Origin of the sequence: Arenicella chitinivorans (assembly GCF_014651515.1) — a bacterium.
In the GTDB taxonomy this organism is placed as follows: Bacteria; Pseudomonadota; Gammaproteobacteria; order Arenicellales; family Arenicellaceae; genus Arenicella; species Arenicella chitinivorans.
Genome location: NZ_BMXA01000002.1, coordinates 473849 through 494444, shown reverse-complemented (window position 1 = coordinate 494444; position 20596 = coordinate 473849). Strand labels below are relative to the sequence as shown.

General features: G+C 47.4%; 17 protein-coding genes. 11 read left to right on the top strand and 6 right to left on the bottom strand.

Annotated features, from left to right (window positions below):
- Positions 1-174 precede the first annotated feature (174 nt).
- From IE055_RS07425 to IE055_RS07400, 6 genes are all read left to right on the top strand, one after another.
- Positions 175-624 (top strand): pilin, encoded by a 450-nt coding sequence (locus tag IE055_RS07425; protein WP_308428187.1) that lies wholly within the window; start codon positions 175-177, stop codon positions 622-624.
- A gap of 220 nt (positions 625-844) precedes the next feature.
- Positions 845-2011 (top strand): O-antigen ligase family protein, encoded by a 1167-nt coding sequence (locus tag IE055_RS07420; RefSeq protein WP_189399401.1) that lies wholly within the window; start codon positions 845-847, stop codon positions 2009-2011.
- The gene (locus tag IE055_RS07415) at positions 2001-2564 is read left to right on the top strand and encodes a hypothetical protein (RefSeq protein WP_189399399.1); all 564 of its coding nucleotides are present in this window, start codon (positions 2001-2003) and stop codon (positions 2562-2564) included. The genes IE055_RS07420 and IE055_RS07415 overlap by 11 nt, the downstream gene beginning before the upstream one ends.
- Positions 2565-3415: 851 nt before the next feature.
- On the top strand, positions 3416-4792 hold the full coding sequence (locus IE055_RS07410; RefSeq protein ID WP_189399397.1) for an exopolysaccharide biosynthesis polyprenyl glycosylphosphotransferase: 1377 nt from the start codon (positions 3416-3418) through the stop codon (positions 4790-4792).
- 58 nt (positions 4793-4850) lie between these two features.
- Positions 4851-5954: a glycosyltransferase family 4 protein gene (locus IE055_RS07405; protein WP_189399396.1), complete on the top strand. Its 1104-nt coding sequence runs from the start codon at positions 4851-4853 to the stop codon at positions 5952-5954.
- 34 nt (positions 5955-5988) lie between these two features.
- On the top strand, positions 5989-7299 hold the full coding sequence (locus IE055_RS07400; protein WP_189399394.1) for a flippase: 1311 nt from the start codon (positions 5989-5991) through the stop codon (positions 7297-7299).
- 85 nt (positions 7300-7384) lie between these two features.
- On the opposite strand, the gene IE055_RS07395 is transcribed toward IE055_RS07400, so the two are convergent.
- Together IE055_RS07395 and IE055_RS07390 are read right to left on the bottom strand one after the other, a co-directional pair.
- A complete protein-coding gene (locus IE055_RS07395) occupies positions 7385-8509 on the bottom strand; it encodes a glycosyltransferase family 4 protein (protein WP_189399392.1) in 1125 nt (374 codons plus the stop codon).
- Positions 8510-8571: 62 nt separating this feature from the next.
- Positions 8572-9333, bottom strand: coding sequence for a WecB/TagA/CpsF family glycosyltransferase (locus IE055_RS07390; RefSeq protein WP_189399390.1), 762 nt, complete (start codon positions 9331-9333; stop codon positions 8572-8574).
- A 201-nt stretch (positions 9334-9534) separates the two neighbouring features.
- Here IE055_RS07390 and pilB point away from each other — a divergent pair, with 201 nt between their 5' ends.
- From pilB to coaE, 4 genes are all read left to right on the top strand, one after another.
- A complete protein-coding gene (gene pilB, locus IE055_RS07385) occupies positions 9535-11241 on the top strand; it encodes a type IV-A pilus assembly ATPase PilB (protein ID WP_189399389.1) in 1707 nt (568 codons plus the stop codon).
- Positions 11242-11436: 195 nt separating this feature from the next.
- Entirely contained in the window at positions 11437-12657 is a 1221-nt protein-coding gene (locus tag IE055_RS07380) for a type II secretion system F family protein (protein ID WP_189399388.1), read from the top strand.
- Between the two features lie 13 nt (positions 12658-12670).
- Positions 12671-13534 carry a prepilin peptidase gene (locus tag IE055_RS07375; protein WP_189399386.1) on the top strand — a complete coding sequence of 288 codons (864 nt, stop codon included), beginning with the start codon at positions 12671-12673 and terminating at the stop codon, positions 13532-13534.
- A 31-nt stretch (positions 13535-13565) separates the two neighbouring features.
- Positions 13566-14171, top strand: a complete 606-nt coding sequence (gene coaE / locus IE055_RS07370) for a dephospho-CoA kinase (RefSeq protein WP_189399384.1) — start codon at positions 13566-13568, stop codon at positions 14169-14171.
- Between the two features lie 13 nt (positions 14172-14184).
- On the opposite strand, the gene mutT is transcribed toward coaE, so the two are convergent.
- The 4 genes from mutT to IE055_RS07350 form a co-directional block, all read right to left on the bottom strand.
- Complete coding sequence (mutT, locus tag IE055_RS07365; protein WP_189399382.1) at positions 14185-14583, bottom strand: 8-oxo-dGTP diphosphatase MutT; 399 nt, start codon at positions 14581-14583, stop codon at positions 14185-14187.
- 8 nt (positions 14584-14591) lie between these two features.
- The gene (gene argJ, locus IE055_RS07360) at positions 14592-15809 is read right to left on the bottom strand and encodes a bifunctional glutamate N-acetyltransferase/amino-acid acetyltransferase ArgJ (protein WP_189399380.1); all 1218 of its coding nucleotides are present in this window, start codon (positions 15807-15809) and stop codon (positions 14592-14594) included.
- 27 nt (positions 15810-15836) lie between these two features.
- Positions 15837-18518 (bottom strand): preprotein translocase subunit SecA, encoded by a 2682-nt coding sequence (gene secA, locus IE055_RS07355; protein ID WP_268244529.1) that lies wholly within the window; start codon positions 18516-18518, stop codon positions 15837-15839.
- Between the two features lie 253 nt (positions 18519-18771).
- Entirely contained in the window at positions 18772-19704 is a 933-nt protein-coding gene (locus IE055_RS07350) for a M23 family metallopeptidase (RefSeq protein ID WP_189399378.1), read from the bottom strand.
- A 144-nt stretch (positions 19705-19848) separates the two neighbouring features.
- Here IE055_RS07350 and IE055_RS07345 point away from each other — a divergent pair, with 144 nt between their 5' ends.
- Complete coding sequence (locus tag IE055_RS07345) at positions 19849-20463, top strand: hypothetical protein (RefSeq protein ID WP_189399377.1); 615 nt, start codon at positions 19849-19851, stop codon at positions 20461-20463.
- Positions 20464-20596 lie beyond the last annotated feature (133 nt).

The following is a 20596-nucleotide window of genomic DNA, read 5'->3' as shown; positions in this document are numbered from 1 at the left end:
ACAATGAATTAATTTTTTACACAAAGTGTTGAAATAAATTCTTACAAACCCCGCCAGATTTGATATAAATACCACCACTGGGGCGACAATTACCCAAGTACAGATGAGCGGGTTCACTGACTCAAGCGTTCTCTCTCTCAATTTTTCGGACAACCTCAAAGAGGAAATTTTACGATGAAAACTATTCAAATGAAGCGTGCAAACGCAAAGGGTTTTACCCTGATCGAATTAATGATCGTGGTTGCGATCATCGGTGTATTGGCTGCAGTAGCATTGCCAGCATATTCTGACTACACAGTTCGCGCTAAAGTGAGTGAGATCATTCTTGCTGCTTCTTCTTGCCGTACTGACGTAACCGAGTTTGCACAAACAAACAACGCTCTGCCTTTGACTTCTGAAGCTAACTGTAGTGGTTCTTCCAAGTTCGTTGATTCAGTGGATTGGACAGGTACGGGTGGTACTACTGGCGTGGTAACTGCGACAGCCACGAACGACGCTGAGTTAAAAACTGCTGCGGGCGGAACTATCACTCTGACACCAACTTTCGTAGCCAATGATGGCATTCGAGAGTGGGAATGTAGCGGTACGATTCCTGAGCAATTCCGCCCAGGTAGCTGCAGATAATCTGCTGAGTATCTTCGGTGATCTGATTTAGGTCAGTCACTGACTAAAGAAGGGAGCTGCTAAAGCAGTTCCCTTTTTTTATGCCCAGACCGGCAAAAAGTGCCGCAGCCAAGACACCATCAAACGCACTCAAGTTTGACGCCAAGCCCACTTATTGAAAATAATGAAAGCTGAACTATGATTCAGCATGATACTTACAGCGGACGGATTTCACATCGTTATGACATCCCATGACCAAGCAAATATTCAACTACGCCCGACACTTCTGGCAGTCTCGGCGGCACTGTTACTCACCGCAGGGCTCTTTAGGAGCATACCCACTGGAATTGAGCTCGCTTTAATCACCTTAGCCTGCATAGCTGCGCTCACGGCCACATTGGGGAAAACAGAACTCAAGGGCACGGCATTGTTACTCTTGGCCACCGCCCTTTTGCTCATTATCCATACGTTTTGTTTCTCGCCATTCCTAGGCAGATCTTTAGTTCAAGCATTCTACTTTTTCTCGGCCACATTGATTTACATCTGCTTTGATACGGCCCAAAAAACCGCTTCTAAGCAGCTCGAAAGCACCTACACTGTGTTCTTAGGATTTAGCATTCTCCACGCAGCGGCATTGATCGCGCTTTACTTAGAGAAGCCGATTCGAGTTACGGGTCTGATGGAAGACTACAGCCAAGCATCACTACTGATACTCTTCGCGTTCGCCCTAAACTATTCTCGGCTCAAATCAACCAGATACTTCGGCGCAATCAGCCTCGTGTTGTTTATTGGTTTTTTCACAACATTCTCACGGACTGCGAATGCAATTCTGATCTTGTTTCTAGTGAGTTTGGCGTGGTTTGAGTGGCGACACGGACACATCAAACATCTCGTGAAAACCTCAATCTTTGCGCTGCTCAGCGCCATCTTAGTTTATTGGTACCCAAAACTAATCAACCTAGCCGCAGTCGACCGCGGTGGACTCTCTCACTTTAGCACTCTAAACTCTAGGACAATCTATTGGCAAAGTGCCTGGGATGCAATAAAGGAAAAGCCATTTCTGGGCCACGGTTTAGGTAATTTTGAGTGGACTGGAATTAAAGAGGCCCGCCCATTCAAGGCCATACACCATGTACACAATGATTACCTGCAGGTGTGGCATGACCTAGGGGTAATTTGGTTTTTAGCACTATTACTGACTCTCGCTTGGCTTGGCATCAAGCATCTACCGATGCGAACATTGTTTGGCTCAGGGCATTCTGAATCTCAACTGAGTGAGGAAGGCTATTTTTCTTGGGTACTGTTATGTTGTCTATCGCTGTATATGATGATTAATTTCGCTCTCTATTCAATACCTATTCAAGTGGCCATTATTCTCTGCTTACTGAAGATTCGCCATGCACATTAAGACCTCTATTTTCGTCGCTTTATTGACAGTGACAATCGCCTGCGTGGTTCAGTTTTGTTCGTACACGAGTGCGCTGAGCCCAAACAATGAGTTTTGTAAAAAACCGACTGTAAAGCGTCTAGCGCCTTGGACAGCTGGTTGCGTGTATCAGGCCTATTTTGAGCAGAACCCAGCACTAGAAACAGTGCTTGATGAGGCGAACAGACTAGCGAATTTCGCACAACGGAACGGAAAAGCAGCTGACGTACTCTGGTATCGATCAGTATTTCATCAACGATTTCAAAACGAACTGAGAACTTCTTATCAAGACATCCATGGAATGCATCTACAATATACACGTGCACAGCACATTCGCATTGACTTGCAAATGAACTATCTCCAGTTTCTTCTCGAGCGTGACTTAGCTCCCTTAGCCCAAGCCACGCTGGATAAATACTGTGCGACTTATATCCCTCAAAATCGTCGCGACTTGATTGAAGAAATAAACTGGCGCATCGATAGAAGAGGCCTCAAGTTGTCCTCGACCAAATGTGAAGCAAGAGTGGGAAGCTAGCAACAAAAGAGACACTCCGCAGCATCAACATTGCTTTTTCGCAGGCGCAGATTACCACCTCTTGCTTCGTCGTATTAATTCACCGCTAAGCAAAACTAAGACTCTATATCAAACTATGCTAAAGGCTAAACTTAAAGCGTCACTTATCCGACTCGTTATCAGTGGACTGTTGTTAATACCGCTGGCAGTAGTCAGCCTAACCCATTGGTATCCCAACGAACTAATGTGGGCTGGAGGCATACAGGGTTTAAAGTTGATATCACTAGTTGATATCGTTCTTGGACCCATTCTGACTTTTATCGTTTATCAGCGTGGCAAAAAAGGGTTGCTTTCAGACCTAATCATCATTGGTTGCTTACAGTGTATCTGTTTCGCCTTGGGGTCATGGGCACTCTACGATCGACGTCCTGTCGCTATCGTGCTTGCGGATGATGGTGTTCACATATTGTCCAATCACACCGTCAGGCAATACACTTTAAAGCTCCCGGAATCCGAACCCAGTCCAACCCTGGTGTTTCTGGAACTTCCGTCCGACAGTTCAACTTGGGGAACGATCAAGTTTTCAACTGAATTTGCCGACGGCATACCTCTCTCGTACAGAGACGATCTGTACAAACCACTTACCTCAATTTCGGACATCGCCTTCAAGGAGAGAATAGATGACATTCGAAATTTCTCAGACTATAGCAAGCCATCTAATCGGTCAGAGACTGAACACAAGAATGAAACACAAATGCCTTGCTTCTGGATCCCCATGTACTCAAAGGATTTAAAAGGCGAAACTTGTTTTAATAAAGCTACCGGCTTAGTAACGCTTGTCAGCCACCCTGACTCGAGACCTTAGAGCACCTATGAACAGCGTCAGCACGCCATATTACAAACTACTGGATTTCTCTTTGGTATTGGTTGCATCAATCGTTGCATATTGGATGCGATTTGGAGATTGGGGCCTTCCACCTGAGTATGTGGCCCCCTCATTGACCCTTGCCGTGTTTTGTACGTTCGGTTTTTCAGCGACCGGTTTTTATTCCGAAACAAATTCAATCGTTTCATTTCGACACTTCTATGCAGCAGCAATGGGCATTGTTCTTGCCGCATTCGCCACGGCAAGTTTTCTGTATTTGACTAAAACGGGCGAGCTTTTTTCGCGGATATGGTTTGTAACAGGAGTGGCACTGAGTTTCAGTTTTGTCACGACTGCCCGAGCATGTATTTTTCGCTTCTTCTCAACCAGTATCAGCGGTAAGGTAATTGTAATCGCTGGCGGTAACCAAACCGCGTTTGCGGCATTAGAAAAAATCAAAAAGCACCTCCACGATACAAGTCACATCCAGGTTTTAGAACATTTTTCTCCGAATGAAGGACAAGAGACCAAGAACTATCTTGAAAGAATAGTAAGATGGGTAAAAGAGTTTCGACAGACTCAGCAACATGGAGACTACGAAATTGAGATTTGGGTTACGGCCGACATATTTAATTCAATTGACTTTTCGCTAGTACAACTAATGCTTAGCGATACCGCTGCGAACGTTGCCTATATCCCCGAATATCCCCACAATGAAAACACGGACGTGCTGGAAGTTCAAAACGTGCTTGGCATCCCGGTAATCAACTCCAGTCTTAGCAAAAGAAAAAAAATTAATAGTGCACTGAAGTACCTGGAAGATAAATTACTGGGCATCGTATTGGTTGTGGCCCTGAGCCCATTGCTCGGCTTGATCGCGATTTTAATTAAAATTGACTCCGACGGACCGGTCTTTTTTAAGCAACGAAGGCATGGTTTCGGAGGAGATGAGTTTAAGATATATAAGTTCAGAACAATGACTCATGAAAGCTCAAGAGGCACGTTTAGCCAAGCCACTAGAGACGACGCCAGAATAACGCGCATGGGCAAACTACTAAGACGAACATCTCTAGACGAGCTACCTCAATTAATTAATGTGATTAACGGTACTATGTCGCTTGTTGGGCCACGTCCCCATCCAATCGAGCTTAACAACAGCTTTCAACATAGGATTGATCGATTCATGACTCGTCATTGTGTCAAACCTGGCATCACCGGATTGGCACAGATACGAGGATTCAGAGGAGAAACGTCCACTCTCGAAATGATGGAAGGCCGAATTAAATACGATCTGGAATATGTTCAGAATTGGAGTGTATGGCTGGACCTAAAAATCATGATTAAAACAGTCGCTCACGTTATTCAAACGGACAAAGCATACTAACCGAAACTAACTGCGCCAAAAACCCTTTCTATAAACAACACTTACACTGATCACAGTGATGCCAAAAAAAGTACTCGTCGTTGCACAGACACCGCCTCCACACAATGGTCAATCGATCATGAATGAGAACTTGCTCTCACTGGAATTTCGCGACGTAGAATTGCTGCATGTCCGCATGGCGTTTTCGACCACAAGTCGCGACATAGGCCGATTTCAAGTATTAAAACTCTGGCACTTGGTTGCAACGATCGCAAAAATAGTGTGCATTCGAATTAAATACAAGCCCGACGCTCTGTACTACCCACCCGCCGGTCGCAACTTGGTCCCCATGTATCGAGATATCATCATTCTCTGTACAACCAGGTGGTTATTCAAACAAACCATTTTTCACTTTCACGCGGGCGGCATATCTGAACTCTACGACACACTGCCAAGACTGATAAAATGCTTGTACCGCCGCGCGTACTTCTCTCCGAACACATCCATCATTTTGTCTAGATTAAACCCACCCGACGATCAATTCATCGAGTCCAAAGCGTCATTTGTTGTTCCCAATGGTATCCATTGTGTTCGTGATTTCAAAAGTGAAGATAAGCCAGACCACCACGGCATCAATATATTGCATGTAGGCTTATTATGCGAATCAAAAGGCGTACTGGTTTTACTGCGATCTCTTGCGACATTGGCAAGCGAAAATGTGAGGTTTCAAGCCTGTTTCGTTGGCAACTTCCAATCTCGCCAGTTTCAAGATACTTGTGAGGCTTTTGTAGAGTCTAACAACCTTCAAGAGCGAGTCGAGTTTAAGGGCGCATTGACCGGTCGTGATAAATGGCGAGAATTTCACCGCGCCGACATTTTTTGTTTTCCGACATTCTATGAAGCCGAAACCTTCGGCTTAGTGGTTCTCGAGGCAATGCAATACAATCTGGCAATCATCGCAAGTTCGTGGCGTGGCGTCCCTGATCTGATCGAGCATGAGGAGACTGGTCTACTCGTTGAACCACGAAGTAGTGACGAGCTTACCCACGCACTTCGCAAGCTATCACAAGACCGAGCACTCATGAGCAAGTTAGGCCAAAACGCCCACAGTCGATTTACAGAAAAGTTCACAATCGACAAATTTAGAGAAAACATGCAAGACGTATTCGACCAGCTAAGCTAAAAGAGGTTGTATCTTGCCCCAATGAGTATTGATTGTGATAACGATAAAGCGTAGCAAATTCCCGCCCAACGCAGCCAAATACATTCACGCCAACCTTTGGCTGATCTCGGAGCGATTAACAAGTTTCATTGCGGCGTTTCTAGTTGGTCTTGCAGTAATCCGATACCTTGGGCCAACGTTGTTTGGAACATACAGCTACGTGCTCGCATTTTCGTCGCTCTTTGCCATACTGACGAAGTTTGGCACAGACATGATTATTGTCAGGCGACTCACGGATGAGCCTGATACTCCCGGCGCAACATTGTTGTCAGCATGGACAATCAGGTTTCTGACCAGCACTCTGATCTTAGTGATACTGATCCCAGTGGTTATTTGGTCATCATCGACCGACACACGATACCTGCTACTGATCGCGGCGATCGGCGTACTCCAATCCAGTTGGGTGATCGAGCCAGCGATGCAAGCCCATCAAGAATATAAACAATTAGCGTTCTGCAAAATAGCTCAAAACGTATTATCCTCGATCGTTCGCTTAACACTGATTCTGTGTGATGCGGACATTGCCTTGTTCGTATATTCAATCGCACTGGACACGGTACTGCTTACAACCATATATCTCTTCGTCAACCATAAACAGCGCGCGTATATTGCTGGTTGGCAAACCGCAACTGTCAACCAAGTGTGGGCCATTACGAAGAACTCATTACCGGTATTTTTTTCGTCACTGTCCGTGATTTTGTATACAAAGATGGACCAATGGATGATCGCGCACATGCTTGGCATTAGCCAACTTGGTATTTACTCTACCGCAGTAAGAACCGTTGAGGCTACCTACTTTATTCCGGTAGTAACCGCAACTGTGGCACTTCCACTCCTACTCAAAGCCAACAAAGCGAACTCGACCACGTTTTTAAATTTGTTGCGTCAACTACTGACTTTAATGTTTTATACGGGGTTGGCAGTCACGCTGTTCATCTCGCTTCTAAGCGATGAGATAGTTTTGTTTTTATTTGGCCCCGAGTACACCGATGCAGCCTCATGCTTAATGTTGTTATCGCTTGCTACCATATTTGTGTACTTTGGCACGATCACCACACCGGCATTGATCGCAATAAACCTTGAAAACTATATCTTCATCAGAACAGCAACCGCAGCGGTCGCTAATTTCGGATTAAATTTTACATTGATACCTCTCTACGGGATCAATGGTGCGGCATTGGCAACCCTCATAAGTGCCTTTTTGGCGGGTTTTGTTTTCGACTCGCTCGCCGCAAAAACCCGTTTTTTAATCCCCCTAAAATTGAGGTCCGCCTCGCCCAAATCACTCTTGCGTGCGATCAATTGATTCAAGATATATCAATACCCCTATTACGAAATACATAAAAATCTGGCGTAACACTAAGCATACTTTGATAGCTCCGGGACTCAGTTCACTCCGTCAAGGTATTCTCGATCCCAATAGCAAAGCGCTCAACCATATTCGCTAAGGTAAACTGAGTAGCACTCGCCCTTCCACCTTCTTGCAATCGAGCATGCAGACCCTGGTCTTTAAACAGCATAACCACCTGCTTCGAAAACTCATCGATATCAACCTTCGTAATCAACGAGTTCTCACCAGAGATCAAATAGTCGAATTCTGGACTGTGAGTTTCAATTTCTGTGGTGACCATCGGAGTGGACGAAACAAAGGAATCAATAACGACCAAACCAAGCGCTCCAGGCATGACGAGGCACCGAGCCAAAGTAAAGTAAGCCGCTTTTTCCTGACCGGTTATGGGCCCGACTACATGCACCCAAGGCCTGCTGGCAGCAAACTCCTTAAGTTCCATCATTTTAGGACCATGCCCAATAAATATGATGTTGAATGCACTCAACTCATTTTTAATCCGATCACAGGCCTGAAACAAGAAGTCAAACTCCTTCCGTTCGTCAAGTCCCCCACAAAACAAGCCGATTGTGTCTGAGTCAATCTCAAGGTCACGTCTGATTTTTTCAATCTGCGCATCCGAACACTGCGATAATTCGAATTGTAGCTTTGTCGTGTCGATACTGTTGTCTACAACGGTGACATTGCGCCGATCGAAACCTCTCTCAGTCAAGATATTCATCGACGAGGTAGTGTATGCAAAGAAGTGATCAACTTGCTTCAAAAGCAAATTCTTTAGGACACTCTTGATACCAACTTCCGGACATTGAAAGTTTTGCCCATGCCCCCAATAAGCAAGCTTAAAGCCGTAAGTACGTTTCGATAAATGGATCAAGTAATTCAGTGTTAAACGGCTCGCCTGCTCGACAATCACTAAACAAGGTTTACCCCGAAGAGCGCTAAAACCGCCCTGAAATACAATTTCCTGCCCGAAAATACTCAGGTATCGGTTATTAACCTTGACCGCCCATTCCTGATCGATATCAACACCTTCAGGCACATAGCCGTCCCGGTGATTTCCGTACACCAGTTGCATTTCAATGCCGACTTTCTTGAGACGCGTATGCAACGCCTCAAAAAATCGAACTCGATAATGAGGAACTATTCGTTGATAAATTAGAACACGCACTCTTTATTTCACTCTCTTAATTGCCAAACTGCCTCGAGATAAATATTGCCCCGGCGTTAGAGTCATTTTTTCAGCCCAAGTGTGTGCTTGGCAAGTGCCCCAATCGCAAGCAGAACGAACAAACTATTGGTGTACAAATACCGTTGCCACAAGCGCCTTGGCTCTTGGCCTAATCGAAACAACCATTCCAACCCGAAATCCTGCATCCACCCGGGCGCCGTTTTTTGATCTCCGGAGAAAAAGCTAAATGCCGCGCCAACGCCCATCAGGGCTGCGGAGATGTCATGCTGTTGTTGCGCTATCCACTTTTCCTGCTTCGGGCAACCCAGTCCAACCAGCACCAAATTCGGTTGCGTCGCGTTCACCATCGCCGCGGTAAGGGTCTGCACATCAGCGCTATCCTCACGATACCGACCACAGACCCGAACATTGGTATAGGTGGTCTCAATATGATCAATAAAGGCCTGCTGAACCGCCGGTGTCCGGCCGCCGTACACATACACTCGAAACTCTTCAGTGTGGGGGCCAAGCAGTACGTGGCGAAGCAACGTCGGTCCGTAAACGCGATCAGCTAAGTTTGCATCATGCAACCAATTCATCATCCAGCGTATAGGCTGACCGTCAGGTACGATCATGGTTGCAGAATCGCACGCCTGTGCGAACTCGTTATCCCTTCTGCGTTCTATGACACCGTGCACCGGCAATGCGTACAAGGAAAAATGTCTTTTTTCATGGGCAGCTTTCAATACCAAATCAGTCGCAGCCTTATAGTCCGTGACTGAGTATTTAAGACCCAAAACATCAACGGTTCGAGGTAAATTCATTTTAGATGACTATTTTTGTTGCGTTTCCCTAGCCGGATACTAGCGCAGTTTCACTCTATTTACTTAATGGCTCACGTTTCAGTAGACTGCAGACATTAGCCAGCCCATTAAAGTTTGAATACACTGTATTTTAAGCACTCAACCAATATTTAGAGTATATTTGAATCAGTCAACTTATGTTCAAAGCTCAGAAATTCTCAAATGAATAAACCACTACCAGCACTCGCGCAAACGCTCATCAACCTCGATCTCGCGGATCGGAGTGACATTGAAGAAATAGTCGTAGAACATAATGAGCCCAAGGAAATCGTTCAACAGCTAAACCAGCGAGGTGTTCTGTCAAGCTATGATCTGAGCAAACAGTTCTCTGATCGATTTGGAAGTCCGCTATTCGACTTAGGTGCTTTTGATCTGACTCAAATACCGACAGACTTAGTCGATATGAAGCTGGTCGAGCGGCACACCGCGCTGCCATTGTTTAGGCGTGGAAAAAATTTATTCGTGGCAGTGTTTGATCCGACGAATAAATCAGCCATTGACGAGATTAAGTTCTACACCGGACTCCAGGTTCTACCGATACAAGCCGAGCTCTCCGCGCTTGAAGGTGCAATTCAAAAAATTCAGGAAGAGCAGAGCGCCACACTTGAGGACTTCCTGGGTGATGGCGACATGGAGCTGGATCTTGAAGATGACACAGGAAGCGACGACAAACCAAGAGATGATTTAGACTTCGATCCCAACGAAGCCCCCATTGTAAAGTACGTCAATAAAATCCTAGTAGACGCGATCAATCGTGGCGCTTCAGATATTCACATCGAGCCGTTTGAGCGCGAGCTCCGAATTCGTTTTCGTATCGACGGCATCTTACATAAAATCACCACGCAGCCGATCTCGTTCGCGCCTCGCATTGTGGCGCGCGTCAAAATTCTCGCCAAACTCGACATAGCCGAACGACGTATCCCGCAAGACGGCCGGGTAAAATTAAAAGTCGCGCGCAATAAAGCCTACGATTTTCGTGTAAATACCCTGCCAACAGTGTATGGCGAGAAAGTTGTTATGCGTATTCTGGATTCCAGTGCAGCGAATTTGGACTTGACAACACTTGGCTTTACGAAAGAGCAGTTGGGGCTTTATTCCGCCGCCGTTGCACGACCGTACGGCATGGTACTTATTACGGGGCCGACCGGTTCTGGTAAAACCGTAACGCTGTACTCCGCGCTCAATATGCTTAATGAGCCCACTAAGAATATTTCCACCGTGGAAGACCCGGTTGAGATTCAACTCCCAGGGATTACGCAGGTAAACATCAACGAGAAGGCGAACATGGGCTTCGCTGACGCACTTCGCGCCTTTCTTCGTCAGGATCCAGATATTTTGATGCTGGGTGAGATTCGTGACCTCGAAACCGCAGAAATCGCCATCAAAGCCGCACAAACAGGTCATATGGTACTGAGTACACTGCATACCAACGACGCACCAGCAACGCTGACTCGATTACTGAATATGGGGGTTCCTGCATTTAACGTCGCGTCTGCGGTGCAACTAATTGTGGCCCAACGACTAGTGAGACGTCTTTGTCAGCAGTGCAAAATAGACGCAGAACTACCCGAGAAAGCGCTTCTTGATGCTGGCTACAAGCCCGAAGAAATCGGCACATTCACTCCGTTTACCGCGAACCCCAAGGGTTGCGCTTCTTGCACCGAGGGGTATAAGGGTCGAGCTGGTGTATTCCAGGTCATGCCAATATCAGAAGCGATTAAGACCATGATTATGGAGGGCTGTACCGAGCGAGATATTGAACGACAAGCTGAAAAAGAAGGTACGATAGACCTCCGGCGGTCCGGCCTGATCAAGGTGAAAGGCGGTTTAACCTCACTTGAGGAAATTGAACGCGTCACCAACGTATAATATACTCTACTGGCTATTTCTCTTTTTACATCAGTGGTTTACTATAGGAAAACCATGCTCAACGTTAAGTTTTAAGAAGTTCAGGTTGTTTACTGAATCGGCACCGATATAGCCGACTGCTTGTCATACTTGAATCCGTGAGCTTACCGACAGCAATAAACTTGTACCCACGTTTAAAAACCAAGAATAATCAATATGGCCAAAACCAATCAGAAAAAAGTTTTCGAGTTTGACTGGGAAGGAGTGAACCAGAAACGCGCCACCACCGGTGGTAGCATCGAGGCCCCAACGCTCTCTCAAGCACGTGCGATATTGCGGCAACGTGGAGTGCGCGTCACCAAGATTAAACGCAAGCCCAAACCGCTTTTTTCAAGCAGCAAACCGATTAAGTCGGTCGACATCTCATTCGCATCGCGACAGATGGCCACTATGATTGGTGCAGGTATTCCGATTGCTCAGACCCTGAGAGCAATCGGTAAGGGCCATGACAGTCAATCCATGGAAAAGCTGATGATGGAGCTGGCACGCGAAGTTGAGTCTGGAACCTCGCTCAGTAATGCGTTAAAAAAACATCCCAAGTACTTTAATCGGCTGTTTACCAGTTTGACAGAAGCCGGTGAAGAATCCGGTAAGCTCGATACAATGCTGGATCGCGTAGCGACCTACAACGAAAAACTTGAGGCAATCAAGAGCAAGGTTAAATCTGCGATGATGTACCCGTTGATTGTATTGTTCGTGTCTGTCGTCGTTACAATCCTGCTTTTACTGTTCGTTATTCCACAGTTTGAAACTTTGTTCCAAGGCGTCGGGGCAGACCTACCCACATTGACACGCATAATCGTAGATATGTCCGAGTGGATGCAAGAATACTGGTGGATGTTCGTACTCGGGATAGCGGGCGTGGCAGTTGGTTTCGTCTTCTCCTACAAACGTTCAGAAAAGCTGAAGTTCACGATGGACAGAGTGCTCATTCGGCTGCCTGCGTTCGGGGTAATTCTTCAGAAATCCGCTCTTGCAAGGTTTGCCAGAACCCTGTCGATTATATTCGGGGCAGGTGTTCCATTGGTTGACGGCATGGATACAGTTGGTGCATCAACCGGTAATCGAGTTTATCAAAAAGCCGTCAGCGACGTGAAAGCCGATATCAGTACCGGTCGAGGACTCGAAAACTCCATGGCGCAAACCAAAGTTTTTCCTAATATGATGCTGCAGATGGTAGCAAGCGGCGAGGAATCAGGTGAACTCGAAATTATGCTCGATAAAGTAGCCGATTTCTACGAGCGTGAAGTTGACGACGCTGTCGATGCATTAAGTAGCATCATCGAGCCGATGATGATTGTCTTCCTTGGCGGTATTATTGGCACAATGGTATTAGCCATGTACATGCCAATCTTCAAAATGGCTTCTGTATTCTAGAACTTTTTTTACTATGCTAGAACAGCTTTCGACGCTGCCCAACGGTGCACTTGCTTCGTTGGGCATGCTATTTGGCTTGCTGATTGGCAGCTTTCTGAATGTCGTCATATTTCGTTACCCTAACATGATGATGCACCAATGGACTGTCCAATCTAAGGAGTGGTTAGAGTTACCGGTTGACGATACCGATCCGCCCACATTAATGAAACCAGCGTCACACTGCAGTCAATGTAAGACGCCGATTAAAGCTTGGCACAATATTCCCTTAATTAGCTATCTGCTATTACGTGGAAAATGCGCGTCATGCGGTGCACAGTTTGGTCTACGTTACCCCTTAGTTGAACTTCTAACCGGCGTTCTGACTGCGATCGTCGTGTACCAGCTAGGTTGGTCACTTCAAACTGTATTCGCGGTACTTCTGACTTGGGTTTTGGTTGCTCTGGCATTTATCGACATCGATCACAAACTACTGCCAGATGACATCGTTTTACCCACGCTGTGGCTCGGCCTTGCCATGAGCCTATGGCCAGTGTTTGCCGACACACGAAGCGCGATAATTGGGGCGATCGCTGGTTATCTCGTGTTCTGGATTGTGTTCCAGGTCTTTCTCCGAGTAACCGGCAAAGAGGGCATGGGTTTTGGCGACTTTAAACTGATGGCAATGCTCGGCGCGTGGCTTGGCTGGCAGTATTTGCCACAAATGATACTGGTTTCGACAGTCCTGGGCAGCGTGTTCGGTGTTACGTTTATGATCATCAAAAAAGCCAGTAGCAAACTCGAAATCCCGTTTGGTCCGTACATAGCCGTCGCAGGATGGGTCGCTATGTTATGGGGCGAAGAAATCAATCGTGCTTATTTGAATCTGACTGGATTCTAGGCACTCACACATCAATCACAGACTCGAAGCGATGAGTTTTATAGTAGGGCTAACTGGCGGTATCGGCTGCGGAAAAACAGTCATCTCGGACTATCTTGGCGGCCTTGGCGTGCCAGTCATCGACACCGACGTCATCGCACGTGAAGTTGTTCGCCCCGGACAACCTGCGCTCGAGGAACTGGTGAAAGAGTTCGGTGCGCAAATACTACTGCACAATGGCGAATTGAATCGCGACAAACTGCGGGGTATCGCTTTTTCATCGCAACGCAATAAACAAAAATTAGATGGCATCACACACCCAGCAATTCGTCGCGAGTGTGAGCAACAGATCAAGCAGATCGATAGCGCTTATGGATTGGTTGTTGTGCCCCTGCTCACTGCAAGTTCACCTTTCTTAAAACTCATGCAACGGGTATTGGTGGTGACCGCCGAACGAAAATTACGCATCCAGCGTGTGCAAACCCGTAGCAGCCTGACGCGTGAACAGGTAGAAGCCATCATGGCCACGCAAATTAGCGACGAACAACGCTTGGAGTTTGCCGATGACGTGATCGCCAACAACGGTACCATTCAGGAAGCGCAACGTGCCGCACAACGACTGCACGAAACCTATCTAAATCTAGCCCAAGGTCAATAGCTGCCTTAGCGACTCAGGTACCGTAGCGGGCTTTAAGTGCCTCAATTATCGGCTGATTACCAGCGAGAAAGTCCAGTTTCTCTAATTCGTCAAAGTTCACCCAAGCCAGTGCTTGACCTTCGAGGGGAGTAACTTCACCACTGAACTGCGAAATTAAGTGCACGTGTAAGCGAACATGTCGATCAGGGTAGTCGTGCTCCAGCTCGATTAATGGCTTGGATACCGTCACTGAGATGCCAACCTCTTCGCGAAACTCACGATCTAAGGCAGATGAAACCGATTCGCCGGCTTCTATCTTCCCACCGGGAAATTCCCATTTGTTAAAATAGTGATCCTCCACTACGCGCTGTCCCACTAGCAATCGACCGGTGTCATCCATAATGACGCCCACGGCAACTTCAATCCTTTGCATTTTTGCTATTAACTGCGATAGTCCGCATTGATCGACACATAGTCATGCGATAAATCACTGGTCCAAACATGAAAACTTGCTGCGCCAAGCCCCAGATCAATGGTGATACCAATCTCGGCCTGCGAAAACACCTGTTTACCCAGAGCTTCATGGTAAGTGGTAGCCGGCTCTCCTTTCACAATCAGCGCAACATCTCCAATCTGGATGTTAACCCGGCTCATCTCAAGCGCACTCACATCAGCCTTACCCAGAGCCATAAGTATTCGTCCCCAATTCGGGTCACTGGCAAACAGCGCAGTTTTAACAAGTGGCGAATGGGCGATTGAAAATGCGATCGCTTTTGCATCGTCTACCCGCTCAGCATGACGCACGTCAATACGCACAAACTTGGTCGCACCCTCAGCATCACGAACAATCGCGGTCGCTAATTCCACCAGCACTCGCTCAAGGGCATTATAAAACTGTTGGCCAACCTCAGACTCGAGGTCCTTAAGTTCAAATCCTGACTTACCGGTAGCCATCAGCACTAAGGCGTCATTTGTCGAGGTATCGCCATCCACGGTAATTCGATTAAAACTATCATCAACACCACGATGCAAGCATTCCTGTAATAGCGCTTGAGGCAAAGCCGCGTCGGTAGCTACATAAGCCAGCATGGTTGCCATATTTGGACAAATCATGCCGGAACCTTTTGCCATACCGGTGATGGTCACCGGTTTACCCGCCAACGTTACCGTGGTAGAGACTGCTTTAGCGATAGTGTCTGTGGTCATTAAGGCTTCGGCGGCCGAAAGCCAGTTATCAACATCCAGATTTGCTACCGCCTGCGGTATGCCCGAAGTCATAGCCGACATATTGAGCTGCTCACCAATCACACCGGTGGAGAACGGTAAGACCTGGCTGGCATCGACGCCCATCGCTTGAGCGACCATGGCACAACTTTGCTCAGCATTACGCATGCCCGTCTCGCCGGTGACCGCATTTGCATTGCCAGAATTAATTACCAGTGCACGTACTGACGCCGCAGCAAGATGGTCTCGCGCCAGCGTCACCGGTGCAGCACAGCATTTATTCTTAGTGAATACCGCCGCACACGTCGACCCTTCACACAAGCTCAACACCACTAGATCAGCGCGATTCGAATAACGGATACCCGCTTCAGCGATCCCCAATTCAATGCCCTGTACTGGCGCTAATTTTGCGGGCGGATTTAAACCTACAGCCATTTCAAAACCCTCTGCTAGCCGTTCATCCTAGGTTAACTTTCCATGGCATTGCTTGTATTTCTTGCCAGAACCACATGGGCAGGGCTCATTTCGGCCCACCTTGGGATGCTCACGCACAAATGGTGCTGCCTCACCACCGCCATTTGGATCAGACTGAGCTTGCGCACCGGCGTCAGCATGTTGCATTTCAAGATCACGCTGTGCGGCCTCTTGTTGGCGCCGTTCCAGCTCACCGACTTCCGATTCTTCACGCAATTGCACCTTCGCCAGGATCGTCACGACTTCAGTTTTAACCCGCTCCAACATGGCCGTAAACATCTCGAAAGCTTCGCGTTTATATTCTTGCTTTGGGTTCTTTTGCGCATAACCACGCAAGCCGATCCCCTGACGTAAATAGTCCATTTCAGCCAAGTGTTCTTTCCATTGCGTGTCTAGCGTCTGCAACATAATTACTTTTTCAAGATGTCGAATGATCTCGCTACCATATTTAGCTTCTTTGGCTTTGTAAGCATCTTCAACTTCATCCAGAATTCGATCTCTAAGCGTTTCTTCATAGAGTTTTTTATCATCCGCCAACCATTGAGACACCGGTAGCTCAACACCAAACTCAAGCTTGAGGTCATCTTCCAATTGTTCGATGTCCCATTGCTCCGGCATACTTTGCGCCGGAATACTGCGATCAATTACTAAATCAACCACCTCTTCACGCATAGACTCGACGTTCTCCGACACATCATCGGTAGACATAAGCTCATTACGCTCGGTGTACACGAGCTTGCGCTGTTCATTAGCCACATCGTCGTATTCAAGCAGCTGCTTGCGGATATCGAAATTGTGACCCTCGACTTTACGTTGGGCATTTTCAATCACGCGAGACACTAAACGGCTCTCGATGGCTTCGCCCTCTTCCATGCCGACCCGTTGCATCATGTTTGAGATGCGTTCCGAACCAAAAATGCGCATCAAGGTATCATCCATGGACAGATAAAAACGCGTCTCACCGGGATCACCTTGGCGGCCTGAACGTCCACGCAATTGGTTATCAATACGCCGCGATTCGTGACGTTCGGTACCGATCACGTATAAGCCGCCATTGTCCAACACTTGCTGATGGTCCTGCTCCCATTCACGCTTGATCTCAGCGCGCTTGGCTTCGTCTTCCACGCCTTCAAGTCGCATATCCAGATTACCGCCTAAGACGATATCGGTGCCACGACCAGCCATATTGGTTGCAATCGTTACCGCACCGGGTCGACCCGCAGTAGCAATAATCACGGCTTCGCGTTCATGCTGCTTCGCGTTGAGGACTTCGTGCTTGATTTTATGCTTCTTAAATTCGCGTGACAGCAGCTCGGAAACTTCGATCGAAGCCGTACCGAGCAATACCGGTTGCTGTGCCTCATTACGCTCACGAACATCTTCCACGATAGCGGCAAATTTTTCCGGCATAGTCCGGAAAATAACGTCGGGCTGGTCCATTCGAACCATGGTCTTATGCGTCGGGATAACCACTACTTCTAGCCCATAGATTTCCATGAACTCGACCGCTTCCGTGTCTGCCGTCCCGGTCATGCCAGACAGCTTGTCATACAAACGGAAATAATTTTGGAAGGTGATCGATGCTAACGTCTGATTCTCACGTTGAATCGCTACTTTTTCTTTGGCCTCAATTGCCTGATGGAGGCCATCTGACCATCGCCGACCCGGCATTTTACGCCCGGTAAACTCATCAACAATCACAATCTGATTGTCTTCGATCACATAGTCGACATCTCGATGGAACAAGGTATGCGCGCGGATCGCCGCGTACAGATGGTGCAGTAAGGTGATGCTGCCAATGTCATACAAACTTGCATCGGCGGGCAATAAACCGATGTTAACCATCAGTTGTTCAGCCTTTTCATGACCGGCCTCGGTCAAGTACGCCTGCTTGGACTTTTCATCCACTGTGTAATCACCGTCACCATCTTCATCTTCTTGACGCGTCAACTGCGGCACGATCACATCAATCTTACTGTAAACGTCAGCTGCCGTATCTGCAGGACCGGAAATTATAAGCGGTGTTCGAGCCTCATCAATCAGGATTGAGTCGACCTCATCCACAATGGCAAAAGTAAGCTCTCTCTGGACTTTCTGGTCCGGCGAAAACGCCATATTGTCGCGTAAGTAATCGAAACCGAACTCGTTGTTAGTCCCGTAAACAATGTCACAGGCGTAGGCAGCTTGCTTATCTTCAGGGCTTTGCCCAGAGCGAATAGTGCCTACCGTCAGCCCCATGAAATTGTAAACCTTGGCCATCCACTCAGCATCACGTGCGGCAAGATAATCATTCACGGTCACCACATGAACGGTACCTGCCAGCGCATTCAAATAGGCAGCCAACGTTGCCATTAACGTCTTACCTTCACCAGTGCGCATTTCTGAAATCCGACCATCGTGCAAGACCATCCCGCCGATCATCTGCACATCATAGTGGCGCATACCCAGCGCCCGAACCGAGGCTTCTCGCACAGTCGCAAACGCTTCATTTAAGATGGCATCCAAGGTTTCGCCCGCATCGAGCCGCTGACGGAACTCAGTGGTCTTCGATTTTAGGTCTTCGTCGCTTAATGCCTGGAATTCCGGCTCAAGATCATTAATTTTTTTAACACGTTTCGACATTTGTCGAACCAGTCGATCATTGCGACTGCCGAAGATTTTTTTAAACACTGGGGAACCTAATTATTGTTATTGCAGGACGTTGTTATGACTCCGGTCATCTGGGCCGGCATGGATAGATGTTAGTAATAGGCAAATGTGGCCAAATAATACACCAAGTATAAGGCTTTGATTCCAAATTCCAACCCAGTGACTGGTAACAAATTCAGGAACCTAATTCAAGACGGGTAAAAAGCAAAAAAGGGCGCAATGCGCCCTTTTCGGATTCCGCGACCCAGACTGATCGACCAACTAGATAATCGCCTTAGGACTTTTTGTAAAGATACTTCACCGGATTGATGTTTCTATTATCCTTGGCGACCTCAAAATGCACATGCGGCCCAGTCGAACGGCCTGTGGAGCCAATTTCAGCAATGCCCTGACCTTTGACTACTGTCTCACCAACCTTTACTAGGTTCTTACGGTTATGCCCATACAAGGTGGTATAACTGTCACCATGATCAATTTCAACCATCCAGCCATAATTACCATTTTTCTCTGATCGCACCACAACGCCATCCGCTACCGCAAGCACCAGCGCACCCGGCTTACCGGGTATATCTACGCCGCGGTGGAATTGCTTTTTCCCGGTCATCGGATGCATACGAGATCCAAAGCTTGAGGATACCCAACCGCCTTTAACAGGCCAGCCGGCGGGAGTTTGCTGAGATTCAAGATTATTGCGCGACAACAAAAAATCAACCGCAGCAATTTCAGATTCACGGATCGACAATTCTTTCTCAATCTCACGAATCGCATTTTCGATATCGACTTCCTCTGAATCCGATTCAGACGAACTGGCACCACCAATAGGCGGATCTTGTTCAAATTCGAAGTCGCTCAAGTTAACGCCAGAGGTCTCGGCAATACGCATCTCGACCGCTTTAATACGAGAGACCTGTGCTTGCAAGCTGCCAATTCGTCGCCCAAGAACGTCCATATGTTGGCGTACATATTCTCGTGTTTTGAGCATTTCTTCCTGCTGCTCGTTGACGCGTGTCTCCACAGCTATGCGGTACTCTGGGTCTACAAAAGGGTTCAAGGCACGGTCGATTTGCGACACAACCCAATAGCTGCTCAGACCTAGAGCTAGGGGTAAGGCGATGAAGCAAACAGCGCCTAACGCGATTAATTTGCGACCTGACCAGCAAACTGCGCCATTTCGACATGCATCATCTTTTATTAAAATTACTTTCAAAATAAACCCAACAACTTTTATTGAACACCAATGAGTCACACCGAATCCAGCAACATCAGCTGCAAAGACTACTTGCAACCGGCGCTGCTCTAAACACAATACACTTTACACAGCATATTCCGTCAAATCAGCTAAACTACACTTATGGCCAAGTTAAAATCAACCGACAATTCACAAGCGACCAGCCCAGAAACCGCTATGGCCAGCAAAACAACGTCGTCAGAACCCAACTTACCGCCAGTTCGTCGCAAACGCCATTACGCGCAAAATCTCGCGAATATCGTCCATAGGCTGCCTTTTCATCAACAGCTTAGTGCTTCACAGTCTCTGTTGTTGAAGCTCACACCGGTCTGGCACGACTGGTGTGAACAACAACGAAAGCAACGAGGAAAACAACAGTTTTCAGCGACGAACGATGCGCAGTTGTCACACATCGAGCAAGAACGCCTCACTATCAGTTGTCGCAATCAACACTCAGCCACGATGCTTAACCACCTCAAGGTCAGTCTGCTTACCGCGATTCACCATGCCGGATTCCAACAAATCCAGCAGATCAAAATTCGCATGGCACTGCAAACACATACCGGTGCTCAACATTCGAGCGAAGCAATGACTCGACTCCCTCTAAAGGAGTTCGTCAACCGCAAAAAACCGCCTGTTGCTTCGATACAATCTGTCGAAGCAGTTCAACATCGCGTCAAACATGAGCCATTGGCGAAAGCACTAGAGCGTTTAGCACAGACCCTTAAAAGCCAATAGGTCGACGCTTTGTAACGCTGCGGCCTAGCAGCATCGTCCACGTGGGCAAAGTCGACACCATCATTAGCGACGACAACCCCACACCAAAAAAATGGACTAGCTACTGAGACTCCGCTGTCTCCACCATTACTGA